We start from the raw sequence: 15,959 nt of genomic DNA, 5'->3' as shown, positions 1-15,959 counted from the left end.
AGTTGACAGTTGACAGTTGACAGTTGACAGTTGACAGTTGACAGTTGACAGTTGACAGTTGACAGTTGACAGTTGACGGTTGACAGTTGACAGTTGACGGTTGACAGTTGACAGTTGACAGTTGACAGTCAAAGGGAATTAGAAAAATGCTCCCCCTCTCCCCCTCTCCCCCTCTCCCCATCTCTCCCTCTCCCCCTCTAGCCTTTCTCCAGTCGTCGAAACCCAGCAATTGATGCGCGCAGCAGCTTATTATAAATGAAGGGACAAACTGGATAAGCTGATTTCTGGGAGGAACTTACCGTGAATCACAAGCTGGCAAAGATTATCGGATTATTTTTCGCAGCCGCCATCGTCTTCGGATTCATCGGTTACGCGCTGCAAAATCCCAACTCTGTCAGCAACTCAGTAATGTCGATCGGCTTTCCCAATCTTACTCCAGCTACCGCCAGCGCGATCGACAACAAGCGCGACCAAATCTATCTCAACGGCACCTGGCAATTTGTCCCCGCCATTGGCAACCCCCAAAATCCCCCCGCCTCCCCAAGTTGGGGCTCCATCCAAGTACCCGGAGACTGGCAAGAAGAAAAAAACGAATTCATACCCGGAATCATCACTCGCGGCACCGGCAAAGACTGGGAAAAATTCAACAGCAAACAACTCTCAAAAGCTTGGTATCAGAGAAATATAGACATTCCCGGCGACTGGAAAAACCGCCGAATTTTTATCGACTTAGCCCGAGTCAGCACCGATGCAATTATCTTTGTCAACGGCATTAACTGCGGTCAAATCGAATGGCCCTACGGCAATGTTGAAATCACCAAAGTAGCAAAACCAGGTCAAAACACCCTATCTATTTTAGTCGCGGCAGTATCCGACGAAAAGGAAAAAGCCGTGATTATGAGTCCTACAGAAATCTACACCACAAAATCCAACTTGCAATCGCGGGGAATTATCGGCGAAGTCCGGGTTTTGAGCGTGGCGCAAGGCCCGCTAATTAGCGACGTATTCGTCCAAACTTCCACCCGAAAGAAACAAGTTAAATTAGATGTAGAACTCAAAGACATTACCCAAAACGGTCAAGTTCAGCTTGTCGCGCAAATGCTCGACGAAAAAGGCAAAGTCGAACAAAAATTTACCGGAACAGCCAGCGTTCAAGCCAAACCAATTCAAACCCTACAAGTCCAGTGGAATTGGCAAAATCCCCGCCTTTGGGATGCCGGCAAACCCAACCTTTACACCCTGCAACTAGAAGTAACAGGCAGCGGCGTTAACACGCAATACAACCAACCCTTCGGCTTCCGCGAATTTTGGGTAGAAGGGCGCAAGTTTTTCTTAAATGGCACCGAATTTCGCCTGCGTCCAGCCTTGCATTCCGATACTTGGGAAGGCGGCACAGTAGAAGTTTCAGACAGTTTAATTGACGCCTATGTCAAAGCCGGTTTCAATATAGCAGAAATCTGGCCTTGGAATCACGACGAACGGGGTAGATGGCACTTCCGAGAACTATTTTCCGAAAGAGCAGACCTCAAAGGTTTTCCAATTATGGCTCCAGCTTTAGATATTACTCCCATAGCTTGGAGCGAACAGTGGAATAACCGCCAAATCATAGACCGCTGGAAAGCACGAATGGCAGCAGAAATGCGCCGCTACCGCAATCATCCCTCCGTATTAATGTGGGCGACAAGTCCTAATTATTTCGGCAACGGTGACGACCAAAATCCCCGCCGCATCGGCAAGAAAACAGTAGAAGGAACAATCGGCCCCGTGGAAGACCAGCGTTTGCGGGCAAAAACTCCCTTAGGAAATGAAGCTTTTGCTGCTATGAAATCGGCCGATCCAACCAGACCTGTAATGGTACACCAAGGCGGCACTTTTGGCGATGTTTATTCGCTGAACTCTTATTTAAATGTGATGCCGTTACAAGAGAGGGAAGAGTGGATTTCTGAGTGGAGCAAAACCGGAGAAATGCCCTACATGGTCGTGGAATTTGGTACGCCCCTGCACGCTACAATGATGCGAAACCGCCAAGGTTTTGATAAAGTGATTGTTAGCGAACCTTGGATGACTGAATTTGCAGCAATTTACTTTGGCAAACAGGCTTACGAGTTAGAAACTCCCACTTATAAAGGTAAAGTTCGCGAGCAATTTGTCAAGGATATGCAGTATAAAAGCTGGCACATGAGCAAGGATTTAGATTTTGCACCGGCTTTTCAAAAGTTGCAGTATTTATTCAGTACAAATACTTGGCGGACTTGGCGGACTTTTGGAATGTCTGGGGGGATGATTCCTTGGCAGCAAGGACACGGTTGGGATGTTTCGGATGCTGGCAGAACCAAGGTGGATCTGGGAGGATTTCAATCGGGTCGCCGGGGTGTTTATTTGAAGCAAGTGTCGAACAATCTGATGCATCATTTGCAGCCAGAAGCTTACAAGATTTATCCAGCAGGGGAGGCAATTATGAATAATAACGGTCCGACTTTGGCTTGGATTGCTGGTGCTAATCAGGCTTTTGCAGCCAAAGATCACAGCTTTTTTGCAGGCAGCAAATTGGCTAAGCAAATAGTATTAATTAACGATACCAGAGGGCCGCAGGATTTTGCATTAAATTGGCGAGTTAGGGTCGGGGGAGAAGAGGTGGCAACTGGCGAAAAGAAGGGGAAAATTGAGACAGCAGGCACGCTATTTGTCCCAATTGACGTGAAATTGCCAAATACAATTTCTAGCAAGGCTGACGGCGAAATTCGCTTGACTGCACGCATTGGCGATCGCCCGCATTCCGATACATTTCCTTTCCGGGTGTTTGCCAGTCAAGCCAAAGTCAAGGATGCGCTGACAATCTTCGATCCTGTTGGCAAAACATCGGCAATGTTAAAGCAGTTAGGTTATAGTCTTGTGCCTTGGAACGGTTCGCAAGTTTCATCGCTATTAATTATCGGTCGGGAAGCTTTTTCTAGCGGGCAAAATTTGCCAGGAAATTTAGAAAATTTCGTGCGAAACGGCGGCAAAGCAATGGTATTTGCTCAGCGCCGGGAATGGCTGAAAAACATGGGTTTGCGGGTTGCCGAACACGTCAGTCGCCGCGCCTATCCAGTTGACAGCAGCCATCCAGCAATTAGCGGTTTAGACGGTGAAGATTTGCGCGATTGGATGGGGGAAAGCACGCTGGTTGAAGCTTATCCAGATACAACTCAAACTGGATCGAGATTGAGTCCGGCAAATATGCCTTGGTACGGCTGGCATTGGGGAAATCGCGGCGCAGTCAGCAGCGCTTCAATGGAGAAGCCGCACCGCAGCGGTTGGCGGCCAATTTTGGAATCTGAGTTTGATTTAGCTTATTCGCCGCTGATGGAATTGGATTACGGAAAAGGGCGGCTGATTTTAAACGAGTTGGATTTGGAAGACCATTATTCTGTAGATGGTGGGGCGGCGCAGTTAGTGCAACAAATTGTGAGTTACGGGATGAATTCTCCGGTGCTTGGAAAGCCGAATAAAGTGGTTTTAATTGGGGGAGACAGGGATGCGCAGAAGTTGGACAGTTTGGGGGTAATTTATCAGCGGGCTAATGCGCTTTCTCAGGATGTTGGTTTGGCGATTGTGGGGGCAGAGGCGAATCTGAAAGATGCAGATTTGCGCGCTTATTTGAATGGTGGCGGGAAGGCGTTTTTATTGCCGCGTCAAGTGCCTGCTGCGGGTTTGGGCGTGGGTTTGCAGCAAGCGAAGGATTTTGGGGGCTCGCTGGCGGTTCCGGGTTGGGATGAGGTGAAGGGGCTTAGCAGTTCTGATTTGCGATCGCGCTCTTTTTATGATACTTGGTTGATTAAGTCTGGGGGAGAAATCGGTGCTGACGGTTTGTTAAGCCGGGTACAAGTTGGCAAGGGCGTGGCGATTTTCTCTCAGATTGACCCGGATAGTTTGAATGCTGATGCTAAGACTTATTTGCGTTTTACTCGCTGGCGGCAAACCAGGGCAAATGCTCAGATTTTGGCTAATTTGGGGGCTAGTTTTAAGGCGGATGGTGCTGTGTTTAACGGTTCTAGTCAGGAGTTTTATCACCCGGATTACAAGACGGATTTTGAGAATGGGGACGATCCTTATCGGTATTATCGATGGTAGGAGTTACCACTCTATTTTGACCTCTTTTGACAATATCCCCGGCGAATATAATTCGCGGCGATACAAACGATGTCCGCCTCCGCGGACTGAAGAATAGAGGGGAAAAAGCCCGAATTTTGTATCATATCAATTCCGGCTGCGCCGGAATGATACAATTTCAAGTGTTGTAGGGGCGGGTTCGCCCTGATATTTGCAAGTATCGACAAATTATATTAACCCGCCCCCCCCTACGACAATTCCGAAATTCCAATGTAACCGGATTTGATATCACAGGTCAAAGTGTCGCTTAAAGCGCGGGTCTAATTTGTCGGTTTTCCTTTGGTTGCAGGTGCGGCAGAGGGTTTGCAGGTTGCTGATGTCGTTGCTGCCGCTGCGCGCTAGGGGGATGATATGATCGATCGACAGTTCTGCTTCTAGTTTGGTTTGGCCGCAGCTTTGGCACTGGTATTTATTGCGAGTAAATACGTATTTTCTGACTTCTGGGGGAATGGGAATTCTGGGGGTTTTGCTCATGAATTGTTCGGTTGATTTTCTTGATTGAGGAGTTGGCGGCGCAAATCGTCAAGGGGTGATTCTGGTTTGGGAGTTTCTGATTCGTTCTTTTCTGGTGTTTGTTCCGCTTCTGGTTCGTCTGGGCAAAATTCTACGCATATTTTAACTCGAATTTTTCCTTTTTGCCATCCTTGAGAACCAAACCTAAGAACTTTACCTGCTATACCTTCATCAAATAGCACATCTTTTATCTTTTCTACTAGGCTAATAGAGTTTTTGAGATAAGTTTGAAATTGACCACTACTAATAATTGGGTACTTAAAATAGGAGTTGACTCCTAAATCTTTATTGACACTTTCCCATTCGTTTACCAACCACAAAACTTCTTCATCATCTAACTCAATAAATATTTCTTTGGTGTCATCATTATTCATAATTAAACCTAGTTTTGAGTAATCATTGACTTGTTGAGGTAAAGATGGACGCGCATCTAACTACAGACTCAACTCTAATACCAGCTAATCCAATTTGATTGTCACCGCACCGTAAATTCATCGGCAAATAGCTCGTCATAAATGTCATTGTCCACACTCAGCCAATCTTGATAAGCTTGGGATTCAAGCATCGGTTGAACAGATGCTTTTCCTCTTGTCAAAAACAGCGCTAGGTTGAGAAGTATTGCCAACTTATCATCGGGAAGTTGGTCTATTATTGTGAGAAGTTTTGGGCGAATTTTCATAGGATTAAAGTCGCTCTTTCTTGAATATTATAGCACAATCATTCACAATCCACCGCAACGCTATTATTTTCTCCAATTACAGGCAACAAATGCTCGTGCAACTTCATCGCTTGCAAACAACTATTAATCCCAGAAACCGCCCGATCGTACTCTTGAATCTTCTCTTCATTCTCAGCTTGCAGCCGCAGATTCTTAGCAATTTTCTCCTCAGCTTCCTGTGCCAAAGTTTTCTCCAAATAATCGCGGGCTTGACTGTATTTCTGCAAAATATCATCAGCTTGCTTTTCCGCCATCGGTAACAAATGCTCTTTCAGCGTTTGGTTGACAGTTTGGCGGAAAGTTTGCCGAATAGTTCGAGATACTTTCGGCTCAAAATCTAGCCTCAACAATTGCCGAATTGCTGGTTGCGCGTCCACCATGTTTTCGCAGTCGAAACCTTGGGATGTTTGCTGCAATGTTTCCCGGAATTGATAAATCGAAAACGTGCCTTCGTCGTAAAAACGCGGACTTTCTCGCACGTAGCGATCGCACTCCACGCCCGCTGCATTTACCAAAGCACGAGAAACCTGCTGTGACAACTCCTGTAACTGCTGTTCAATTCCCCCGTCATTCCCCAACAACCGATAAAGCAATCGATAGTATTCCGATTTGCGAACACTGTCTTTTAAATACTGAAAATAGTTATCAACCAGTGACTTAGTAGCCTCTACTAAAATATCTTCCAACTGATTCGCTAAATAATAAAGCGCTTCAACTAAAACCGCAATTAAAGGTGCAGTAGCATTGCGCGGATGAGTCATCAAAGTGCGTCCGTAAGCTGCCTCAACCGAAAATCCATCTAACAATTCATCCAAGCGGCGGATCATCCGAGATTGCAGTTGGCGAAAATCTGTATCGAAAATATCGCATCTGTTCATAATCGTGTCATTGACTTCTTTGGCGATATGTTCCCGAAATTCCTGTCCGACTTGCTGCAATTCTTGATTTAAGCGCAAAAGTTCTTGGGCTTTCATCGCTTCAATTTCGCGGGGCTGGCTGTCCAAATTCCGCTGGATTGTTTGGTACTGTTTCCGCAGTTGAATGCACAAATCCTCTAAATCGTCAGCGAGATTTCTGAACAGTTGCGGGCGCTTTTCTTTTGTGAGATAATCGGTAATACCTGTGCGAAAATCTTCGATACCGCTATCTTGAATTAATTGCTGAATTAACGGTTGACCTTGTTCCGCAAGAATCCGCACGTAGTTTTGACTTGGCGTTTCGTAGCTGTTAACTGAAATCCGAAATTTGCTGGGAGACAGTTTGCCGGAATTCGCGCAGTAGCGGTTAAATTCGCTGACAAATTGCGGTGTTTCTTCACTGTTTTCGCTTTTATTACCCGCCTTCGTGTCTGCATCTACCCGATCGCGACTGGCGGCAAATATGCTATCCAAACCAAAGCGATCGCGCCCGGTTGTCCCTTTTATCAAACTCCCGTAAAATCCCAACAACCCGCTGGTTTTATAGACTCTGGCTGTGTCGCGAAAGTCGGAATTAATCAGATTTTCCAAGCGCTGGATCAGTTGCGCGTTGTACCAAGTTTCGTCAATGCGGTTGAAAATGTAAAACAGCCGATCGCGAATTCCGGGATTCGATCGCGTTTTCTCCATCAACTCCGTCTCTTCCGTCGTCATTTCCCCAGACGACGCAGCCTTCAAAACGCAGACTACCGCCGAAGTATCCGGGCTTTCAATCTTATCATAAGTCAATTCCGCATCCTGTTTGACAGGCGCATCAATTCCCGGCGTATCAATAATAATATTGCCATCTTGCAGCAGCGAATGACAACAATAATATTCAACTCGCTTGAGTACAGCACTGTTGCTACCGCGCCGCGCATAACTAGCAGCTTCCTTGAGATTGGAAAAATTAAACTGTGCCATCGAATAAGTTGCATTTTCCACAGTTTGGATGCGATCGCGATTCGCTTCAAACCCTTCTAGCAACAGTATCAAAGCCTTAGCTTTTTTAGCTCGCTCCGATTTATTTTCTCCACCTTCGAGTTGGATAATTGTCTGACATCCCTTAGATAAATTAGTCGCTACATCTGTTTGATTAATATCGATTTCAGTAGTTAAATTCAACTGAGAACACAGAGCATACGCTTGAGATTTAATCTCAATTTCGCTCAAAAAAGTGAGAACAACGCGCTCTTTATCAGCAGATTCAGCATAGGCGATATAGCATTCAGTACCAGTCGCGTGTCCTTCAGCACTGTAGAGCAATTCTCGCTCCAGCAAAGCATTAATCAGCATCGATTTTCCCGCACTGAAAGCGCCCGCAAACACAATCTCAAACTCAGGAGAAATTGCCTTTTTCAGAGAAGCTTGTACCGCCGTGATATCTTGTTGTCGCAAAGACGGTTCCTGACGCAGCAGTTGCAGTAAAGAGTCAACTTGCTCTTGCAGATTGTTGCATTGAGGGGGCATTTGAGTCATCGCGGCAGAATGCTCCTGATTGTGGGAAAATTAGCTTGTTGTTAATCTTCGGCTAGTTCAGGAATAATTGCAACAGTAATTTTACTTATGTTATCCGGGATTGCTGAAAGTGCGATCCTCTTCGAGGGCTGCGCTAACGGCTATTGGGCGGATAAATCTGGTGTTTCCAGCCACGCTGTTAAATCTGAGATTTGGGTAAAATTGAGCAAAGCTTCTCCTAAATCTTCTAATTGGGCGATCGACAATTCCCCGATTTGACTTTGAACTTCGGGAGTGACAGCACCTACACGACGTTCCAACAGACGAATAATCATTGCTATTTGTCCTGTTTTGATTCCTTCTTGTCTGCCTTCTTCTCTGCCTTCTTCTCTGCCTTCTTCTCTGCCTTCTTCTCTGCCTTCTTCTCTACCTTTTTCTGTTCCTATTCGCACTGCTTTAGATATTGCACCTCGCCGATCTTGGATATAAATCTCCTGTTTTAGCAAGTCACTTAACTCGTCACGATTCAAATTAGCTCTACTTGCTATTGCAAATGCTTTATTGATTTCTGGCACAACTTCCATTGTTTCAGGTACTGTGTTTAAGTCTCTGGCAGTTTTGAGAAAATAAAGCCATTTGTCGGTCAAAGTTTCTAACTCCTCCAGACTTTTTTTAAACTTGGGTAACTCAACAAAAACTAATTCGATATCGTAAATAGGATAATCACTTAAAAACTCTCTTTCTTTCAGAACAAACCGCGAAGTTACTTTATCAAAATCCTCAAACATTTCAAAATCAGTGATTGTCAAGGCAATCACTGGATTCAACATTACATATTGATCGGCTGTTTCTAATTGGGTGGAATAAGCTTTAGCTGCATTGTACAAAATTCGCTTTTCAAAAGCCTCTACGTTCAAAACCTGCATCTCGATAATGACAGTTGTGCCGTCATTTAAGTTGGCTCTAATATCTAAGTAAGTATCCTTAAGACCTCGAATTAGCGGCAATGAATAAGGATCGACGATTACTAAACTTTCGATGGTGGGCTGATTGTCATACAGCAAGGCATTCAAAAAACTAATGAGAATGTCTTTGCTATTTTCAGAACCAAAGATTTTTTTGAAAGCAAAATCAGTTTTAGGATTGATGAATGTGAACATAGGGGTAATGGGTGAATTTATAATTATTGAGGTTTCATATCAAATCCGGTGACATCGGAATTGTCCTAGGGGCGGGGCGGGTTTATATAATTTGTCGATACTTGCAAATATCTTGGCGAACCCGCCCCTACAGCACTTGAAATTAGATTTTTTCGGCGCAGCCGGAATTGATATCAGGTGTGCATTCCGCACACTACTACATTATAGCAACAAGGCTTCAGGTGTGCACTTCGCACCTTACAGAATTAGTCTCTGCTTCCGGTGTGCAGCGCGCACTCTACAGAATTAGACCGACAAATCTTGACGCGGTTTGAAAGTCTCAATTTGCCTCAACTTTTCGTACAATTCCCGTTCTTCGTCGCTAATTTCTTTAGGGATTAACACCTGAATTTCTACTAGCTGATCGCCCCGATCGCCATTTCCAGTCGGATAGCCCTTATTCGCCAGTCGCAACCGCTTCCCAGACGTTACTCCCGGCGGCAGTTTCATCTTCACCAGCCCGTCTAGAGTCGGCACTTCAATATCTCCACCCAGCACCGCTTCGCAGGGCGTCAGAGGCAATTCGCAGCAAATATCCGACATTTCCAAGCGAAAAAATGGATGGGGAGAAACCGTGATTTTCAAATACAAATCCCCGCCGCCAATACCTTGATTTCGCAGGCGAATTCGCTGGCCCGATACCATCGCCCCAGGCATATTTACCTCGATCCACCGCCCGTCGTCCAAGCGGATGCGCTCGGTACCGCCGGAATAAGCCCTTTCCAAGGGCAGAGTCAGCCTAGCATCAATGTCTCTTCTAATTTCGCGATCGTCCATTTCGCGAGTTTCGCGTCGAATTTCGCGATCGTCCAAATCCCTTCTCTCTTCCCGAGAATTAGCAACATAACTTGTTTTCTTAGAACCTGTATTCCACGGTTCCGAAGTGGCAACTCGCGGTGCATCATTCTCTGTCGCCATCCTCACTTCCCGGCGCCTTCCCAGCACTTGATCGAGAAATTTGTTAAAATCTGAGTAATCGCTAAAATCGATATCTTCGGCAGGTTTTTTGCGGTTATTTTTACTGTTTCCCCAACTTGTAAAATTGGGAAGTTTTACGCCTTGTTTGCCTTGAAATCCCTTTTGTTTCCAGAATTTACTAAACTGGTCGTATTGAGCGCGCTTTTCGACATCGGAAAGAATATCGTAAGCTTCATTAATATCTTTAAAGCTATCTTCAGCAGATTTATCTCCGGGATTCACGTCAGGGTGCAACTGTCTCGCGAGTCGTCGATAGGCTTTTTTTATCTCGTCAGCCGTTGCATCTCTGGGTACTCCCAGTATTTGATAGTAATTACGAAAGTTTTGCATAATTGGAGAAGGAGGAAGTTCGGCAACGGATTCTGTAACGGATTTAACGGATGTAACAGATGGATGGAAGAAGGAAGTTCGGCAACGGATTCTGTAACGGATTTAACGGATGTAATAGATGGATGGAAGAAGGAAGTTCGGCAACGGATTCTGTAACGAATTTAACGGATGTAACAGATGAATGGATGAGGAAAGTTCGGTAACGAATTTAATGGATCTAACAGATGGATGAGGGAAGTTTGGCAACGCATTTTGTATTAGCAGGAAAAGAGCCGTGCTATATTTTACAATTAAAATCAGCTCTTTTCCTTCTTCTTTGCATCCGTTAAATCCGTTACCAAATCCGTTGCAGAACTTCCTTCTTCCTTCAGTTACAGCCAATCGTCGTCGTCATCCCAGTCGTCGCTTTGATTTTGATAGGGGCGAGTGGGGCGGTTACTGCTGCTTCTGCGATCGGGTGTGCGATCGTAAGAGCGATCGCGATCGTATGAGCGATCGCGATCGTAAGAGCGATCGCCAATTGGATCGACAGTCGATCGCCTGTACGGCTTAGCATTTTGATAATAGTTGTTATCATCGCTGCGCCGCTTCGTACCGTCGCCCGTAAAAGTCCGCTTCACAGACTCAAAGAAATCATCATCATCGTCATCATCAGCAAAAGCGGAAACTTCGCGGCTCAAATCATAAAGAGCATCCTGCAAATCCGAGCCAACTTGGTCAACTCCGCGCTCGTCGTTGCGTTCCAAACTATCTCGCAATTCCCGAATTAACGTTTCAATGCGCTGGCGGCTTCTTTGAGCAAACTGCATTCCGCGATCGAGCGCTACTTCCCGCAACTGCCGCTCAGCTTGATAAGCCAAAGCCTCAGCGCGATTGCGTTTTTCCACCCTTTCCCGCTGCAACTTATCAGCTTGAGCAAACTGTTCCGCATCGCGAATCATTTGATTCACTTCCTGCTGGCTCAGCGTCGAAGCACCTTGCACAGTAATGCTTTGTTCCCTACCAGTAGTTTTGTCCAAAGCAGTCACCAACAGCATCCCGTTAGCATCAATATCAAAAGCCACTTGTACCTGCGGAATCCCTCGCGGTGCCGGCGGAATTCCCGTTAATTTAAACCGTCCCAAAGACTTATTATCTCTACCTAATTCCCGTTCCCCTTGGATCACGTGAAGTTCTACCACAGTTTGGTTGTTTTCAGCAGTCGAAAAAATGTCCGATCGCCTAACTGGAATAGTAGTATTCCGAGGAATCAGTTTTTTCATCACCCCGCCGATCGTTTCCAAGCCCAGCGACAGCGGCGTCACATCCAACAGCAGCACATCGCGGACATCCCCGCCCAAAATCCCCGCCTGAATAGCAGCACCCACCGCCACAACTTCATCGGGATTCACATTTTGATTCGGTTCTTTATCAATCAAACTGCGAACAATTTGCTGCACCAAAGGAATCCGAGTCGAACCGCCGACCAACACAACTTCATCAATCCGAGAAGGACTCAAATTTGCATCAGCCAAAGCTTGTTTCACCGGACGGCGCATCCGCTGCACCAAATCGCTGCACAGCCCCTCAAATTGACCGCGAGTCAAGCGCGTTTCCAAATGCAAAGGCCCATCTTCATTCGCATCGATAAACGGCAAATTAATCTCCGTGACGCCGACTCCCGAGAGCTCAATCTTCGCTTTTTCTGCCGCTTCGATCAGGCGCTGCAAAGCTTGGCGGTTTTTTCGCAAATCCACGCCTTCTTTTTCTAAGAATTGTTCGGCCAACCAATCAACAATTTTGGAGTCAAAATCATTGCCTCCCAATTGAGTGTCGCCGCTAGTTGCTTTGACTTCAAATACTCCGTCTCCAACGTCTAAGATAGATACATCAAAAGTACCGCCGCCCAAATCAAAAACTAAGATTGTTTGACTTTCTCGCCTTTCCAAACCGTAAGCCAAAGAAGCCGCAGTCGGTTCATTTAAAATCCGTTTAACATCAAGTCCGGCAATTCTGCCAGCATCGCGCGTCGCCTGTCGCTGCGAATCGTTGAAATAAGCGGGAACAGTAATTACAGCCCCCGTGACTTCTTGTCCCAGATAGCGGCTGGCTTCATCCGCCAATTTCCGCAACACCATCGCCGAAATTTCCTCTGGAGCGAAATCTTTTTTCAGGCGAGGGCATTTGATTTTGATGTTTCCGTTGTCGTCGCGGCGAGTTGTGTAAGGGACGCGCTTTGCTTCTGGAGTCAGTTCGGTATATTTGCGTCCGATGTACCGCTTGACAGCGTAAAAGGTGTTTTGCGGGTTGAGAACAGTTTGGCGTCTGGCCATCTGTCCGACAAGGCGTTCTCCTTCTTTTGTGAAAGCAACCACCGAAGGAGTTGTCCGCATCCCTTCTGCGCTGGCAATCACAACCGGTTTGCCGCCTTCCATGACGGCTACTACTGAGTTTGTCGTTCCGAGGTCAATGCCAACTACTTTTCCCATACGTCGGTTGTCTCCTGTGGCGTTGTGTGTAGCTTTTTCAATATAAGCGTTAAGTACGATCGCATTTATTGTACCGCGTCGAGCCACGGGGCTGCGGGGGGTTCTCTCACTCCGGGCGTAGGCGGCGGTGGGACGGGCGCGCCACAGCATCCATTTACCGGAAACTCTCTAACAAAGCCATACAATCTAAGTAGCTAGCAGATTTGTTTAGCAAGCGGGAGCAGAAAAATATGGCTGTCAACTCGGTTGAGAATTCAGAATCCACTGCAACTCACTCGGTCATTGACGTGCAGCAGACAAGCTGCTGCATAGTAGGAGGCGGGCCCGCTGGCGCTGTTTTAGCATTGCTTTTAGCGCGGAAAAACATTCCCGTGATGCTGCTAGAAGTACACAAAGATTTCGATCGAGAATTTCGCGGCGATACCCTGCATCCGTCAGTAATGGAAATTATGGAGCAATTGGGACTAGCCGACAAATTACTGGAATTGCCCCATACAAAAATGCGTCGCCTCACCATCCAAGCTGGTGGAAATACTGCTGCACTCGTAGATTTGAGCAGCCTGAAAACCAAATACCCTTACATTACGATTCTTCCCCAAGTTAAGTTTCTGGAATTCATCACCGCCGAAGCGCAGCGCTACCCCAATTTTGGGCTAGTAATGGGAGCTAACGTCCAAGAAATAATTGTAGAAAATGGGGTAGTGTGCGGAATTCGCTATCGCGGACATGGGGGATGTCATGAAGTGCGATCGGCCCTGACTGTCGGTGCAGACGGTCGCTTTTCCCGCCTGCGCCAATTAGCAGGTTTTGAACCGATAAAAACTTCCCCGCCGATGGACGTTCTGTGGTTCCGTTTGCCGCGCAGTCCCCACGATGTCAAAGATTTAGGCGTGGGAGGGCGAGCTGCGGGAGGTCATTTATTAGTGGTTATTGACCGCTTGGATTACTGGCAGCTAGGCTATGTAATTCTCAAAGGCAGCTATCAAAAATTGCGCGAGTCAGGAATAGCAAATTTGCAAAAATCAGTGGCCCAATTAGCACCGGAATTTGCAGATAGAGTCGAGCTAATCAAAGATTGGTCGCAGGTTTCATTTCTGTCAGTATAATCGAGCCGTCTTCCCCGCTGGTATCGTCCCGGATTGCTGTTAATTGGGGATGCCGCCCATGTCATGTCGCCCATAGGCGGTGTGGGAATTAACTATGCCATTCAAGATGCTGTCGTTGCGGCTAATGTACTGGGCACGTCCCTGAAAAACGATCGCTTGCATCTGTGGGATTTAGCAGAGGTGCAGCGGCAGCGGGAATGGCCGACGCGGATAATTCAAGGATTTCAGTCCTTGATGCAAGATCAAATTATTAAAGGAGCGTTGGATAGCGATCGACAGTTTACACCTCCAGCGTTCTTGCAGTTGCCAATTTTGCGAAATATTCCAGCGCGATTAATTGCTTTTGGCCCCACCCGGGTTCGCGTGGAAGAGTAATGAGATATACTAATCCTAAATATCACGGTTTGTAGTGCGGACTTTAGTCCGCAATATCCTACGGACTAAAGTCCGCACTACGAACCTTACTTATTGCAGATGCGGTAAAAAAACCGGTTTCGTTGGCAGAAATACGTAAGTCCTAACACTATTAAATTTCACTACAAACTTAAGGAGGTCAGAGTTATGCAAATGATTAAAGTTCGATCGCGCATCGGTTCCGACGGAATGTTGCATTTGCAAATCCCCGGTGGTATCAAAGATACTGATTTGGAAGTTATTGTAATTTTCCAGCCCGTAGCACCAGCAACTGAGCCTAAAACACCGGAAGATTTAGGCTGGTCGCCCGGGTTTTTTGAGAGAACTTTAGGATGTTTTCGCGATGAGCCTTTAGTGCGTGGAGAACAAGGGAAATATGAAGAGCGAGAGGAATTGTTGTGATTTATTTGTAAGTTTAGGTATTGGAAAATAATGGAGCGATCGCACTTGAAAATATGCAAGTGCGATCGTCGTAGCTTTCAACTATAATTTTACAAAGCAATGACTGAATTGCTGCGTGCAGGGGTCGATCGAATTTAGAGAACAACGATGATTGAAACACTTACTCCCGAACAAGAAGATTTAATGCTAGTTTATAAGGAAAAGTGGTGGCAAATCATGTACTCCACCGAGCCGCTCGATTGCGAAAGAGCGACAGAGGCAGTTAAAGAAGCTTACCGGGCAATTAACGAAAAAAAACCGGAAATTATTTTTTGCCGTAGTCCCTATGAAGGTGCTAATCTTGTTATTGACGGCGACCAATCAATTAATCACCTATCCGAAAAATTCGGAGTCAATCTTTGTCGGCGATTTAGAAAGCAACTGAAAAATCATACTATGGAAGGCCTCATATCCAAAAAAATTTCATGTAAGTTATTTGGCCAACTTTACAGTCAAGTAGTTAGTAATATTAGGTATGACTTTTTTACAAAAAAATTAACCGAAATATTGGCTCCAGTCAATTCTTCTTTAGGTGAGGAATATCACAGCTATATCCACCCTATAGCCATGGCAGGATATTGGACAATTTTTGACTTCTGTTTTTCCGGATTAAAATGCAATCCTAATCATATCAACTGGCAAGCACTGCTGTTTTTTACAACGCAATGCGGCTGGATTTTTCCCTATGAAAAAGTTTGCATTGTGTGCGATCGCCCCCGCATCCTCTCTTTCGACTCCCAACACCGCCTCCACGCCGAAGGAGGGCCCGCCATTCAATTTTCCGACGGATACACCGTCTACTCCTATCACGGCGTCACCTTACCCGAAAAATATGGAAAACTGCACCCGCACGAATGGCAGCCTCAATGGCTTTTAGAAGAAGAAAACGCCGAACTGCGGCGAGTGCTAATTCAAGGAATTGGGTACGATCGCATTTGCTCTGAATTAGCAGCAGTTGAATTAGATTCTTGGCAAGAATACACATTATTAAAAATTGATACAAACTTTGACGTAGAGCCAATTTATCTGTTAAAGATGACTTGTCCCAGCACCGGATTTATTCACGCTTTGCGAGTGCCGCCGGATATTAACTCAGCACGGGAAGCAATTCGCTGGACTAATTGGGGAGTCGATCCAGAGGATTTTTCAGTACAAACTTGAATGGCAAAAATTCGATGGTTACTATTGGTGGCAAAGAAACCGGGTTTTTTTCCGAATCTGTCGGT

11 protein-coding genes and 1 pseudogene are annotated in these 15,959 nt (G+C 46.0%); 5 read left to right on the top strand and 7 right to left on the bottom strand.

The annotated features are described in order from the left end of the window. Positions 1-300 precede the first annotated feature (300 nt). Positions 301-4,113 carry a glycoside hydrolase family 2 protein gene (locus QUB63_RS30975; protein ID WP_332949208.1) on the top strand — a complete coding sequence of 1,271 codons (3,813 nt, stop codon included), beginning with the start codon at positions 301-303 and terminating at the stop codon, positions 4,111-4,113. A gap of 267 nt (positions 4,114-4,380) precedes the next feature. Here QUB63_RS30975 and QUB63_RS30970 read toward each other — a convergent pair whose 3' ends face one another. The 7 genes from QUB63_RS30970 to dnaK form a co-directional block, all read right to left on the bottom strand. Beyond that, positions 4,381-4,626: an HNH endonuclease gene (locus tag QUB63_RS30970; protein ID WP_332949207.1), complete on the bottom strand. Its 246-nt coding sequence runs from the start codon at positions 4,624-4,626 to the stop codon at positions 4,381-4,383. Next, positions 4,623-5,039 carry a KGK domain-containing protein gene (locus QUB63_RS30965; RefSeq protein ID WP_332949206.1) on the bottom strand — a complete coding sequence of 139 codons (417 nt, stop codon included), beginning with the start codon at positions 5,037-5,039 and terminating at the stop codon, positions 4,623-4,625. Before QUB63_RS30965 ends, QUB63_RS30970 begins: the two co-directional genes overlap by 4 nt. 101 nt (positions 5,040-5,140) lie before the next feature. Continuing rightward, a complete protein-coding gene (locus QUB63_RS30960; RefSeq protein ID WP_332949205.1) occupies positions 5,141-5,344 on the bottom strand; it encodes a hypothetical protein in 204 nt (67 codons plus the stop codon). A 38-nt stretch (positions 5,345-5,382) separates the two neighbouring features. Continuing rightward, on the bottom strand, positions 5,383-7,818 hold the full coding sequence (locus QUB63_RS30955) for a dynamin family protein (protein WP_332949204.1): 2,436 nt from the start codon (positions 7,816-7,818) through the stop codon (positions 5,383-5,385). 140 nt (positions 7,819-7,958) lie between these two features. Then, positions 7,959-8,957: an Rpn family recombination-promoting nuclease/putative transposase gene (locus tag QUB63_RS30950; protein WP_332949203.1), complete on the bottom strand. Its 999-nt coding sequence runs from the start codon at positions 8,955-8,957 to the stop codon at positions 7,959-7,961. Between the two features lie 285 nt (positions 8,958-9,242). Continuing rightward, entirely contained in the window at positions 9,243-10,304 is a 1,062-nt protein-coding gene (locus tag QUB63_RS30945; RefSeq protein WP_332949202.1) for a J domain-containing protein, read from the bottom strand. 371 nt (positions 10,305-10,675) lie between these two features. After that, positions 10,676-12,772, bottom strand: a complete 2,097-nt coding sequence (gene dnaK / locus QUB63_RS30940; RefSeq protein WP_332949209.1) for a molecular chaperone DnaK — start codon at positions 12,770-12,772, stop codon at positions 10,676-10,678. Positions 12,773-13,002: 230 nt separating this feature from the next. On the opposite strand from dnaK, the gene QUB63_RS30935 reads away from it, so the two are divergent. From QUB63_RS30935 to QUB63_RS30920, 4 genes and pseudogenes are all read left to right on the top strand, one after another. After that, the gene (locus QUB63_RS30935; protein WP_332949201.1) at positions 13,003-13,878 is read left to right on the top strand and encodes an FAD-dependent monooxygenase; all 876 of its coding nucleotides are present in this window, start codon (positions 13,003-13,005) and stop codon (positions 13,876-13,878) included. Positions 13,879-13,905: 27 nt separating this feature from the next. Beyond that, a pseudogene (locus tag QUB63_RS30930) lies at positions 13,906-14,253 on the top strand (FAD-dependent monooxygenase); the annotation flags it as partial. A gap of 186 nt (positions 14,254-14,439) precedes the next feature. Further along, on the top strand, positions 14,440-14,694 hold the full coding sequence (locus QUB63_RS30925; RefSeq protein ID WP_332949200.1) for a hypothetical protein: 255 nt from the start codon (positions 14,440-14,442) through the stop codon (positions 14,692-14,694). Between the two features lie 147 nt (positions 14,695-14,841). Further along, positions 14,842-15,894, top strand: coding sequence for a DUF6745 domain-containing protein (locus QUB63_RS30920; protein ID WP_332949199.1), 1,053 nt, complete (start codon positions 14,842-14,844; stop codon positions 15,892-15,894). Positions 15,895-15,959 lie beyond the last annotated feature (65 nt).

It is taken from the genome of Microcoleus sp. ARI1-B5 (assembly GCF_036705795.1).
In the GTDB taxonomy this organism is placed as follows: domain Bacteria; phylum Cyanobacteriota; class Cyanobacteriia; order Cyanobacteriales; family Microcoleaceae; genus Microcoleus.
This window is presented reverse-complemented; position numbering and strand designations above follow the sequence as displayed.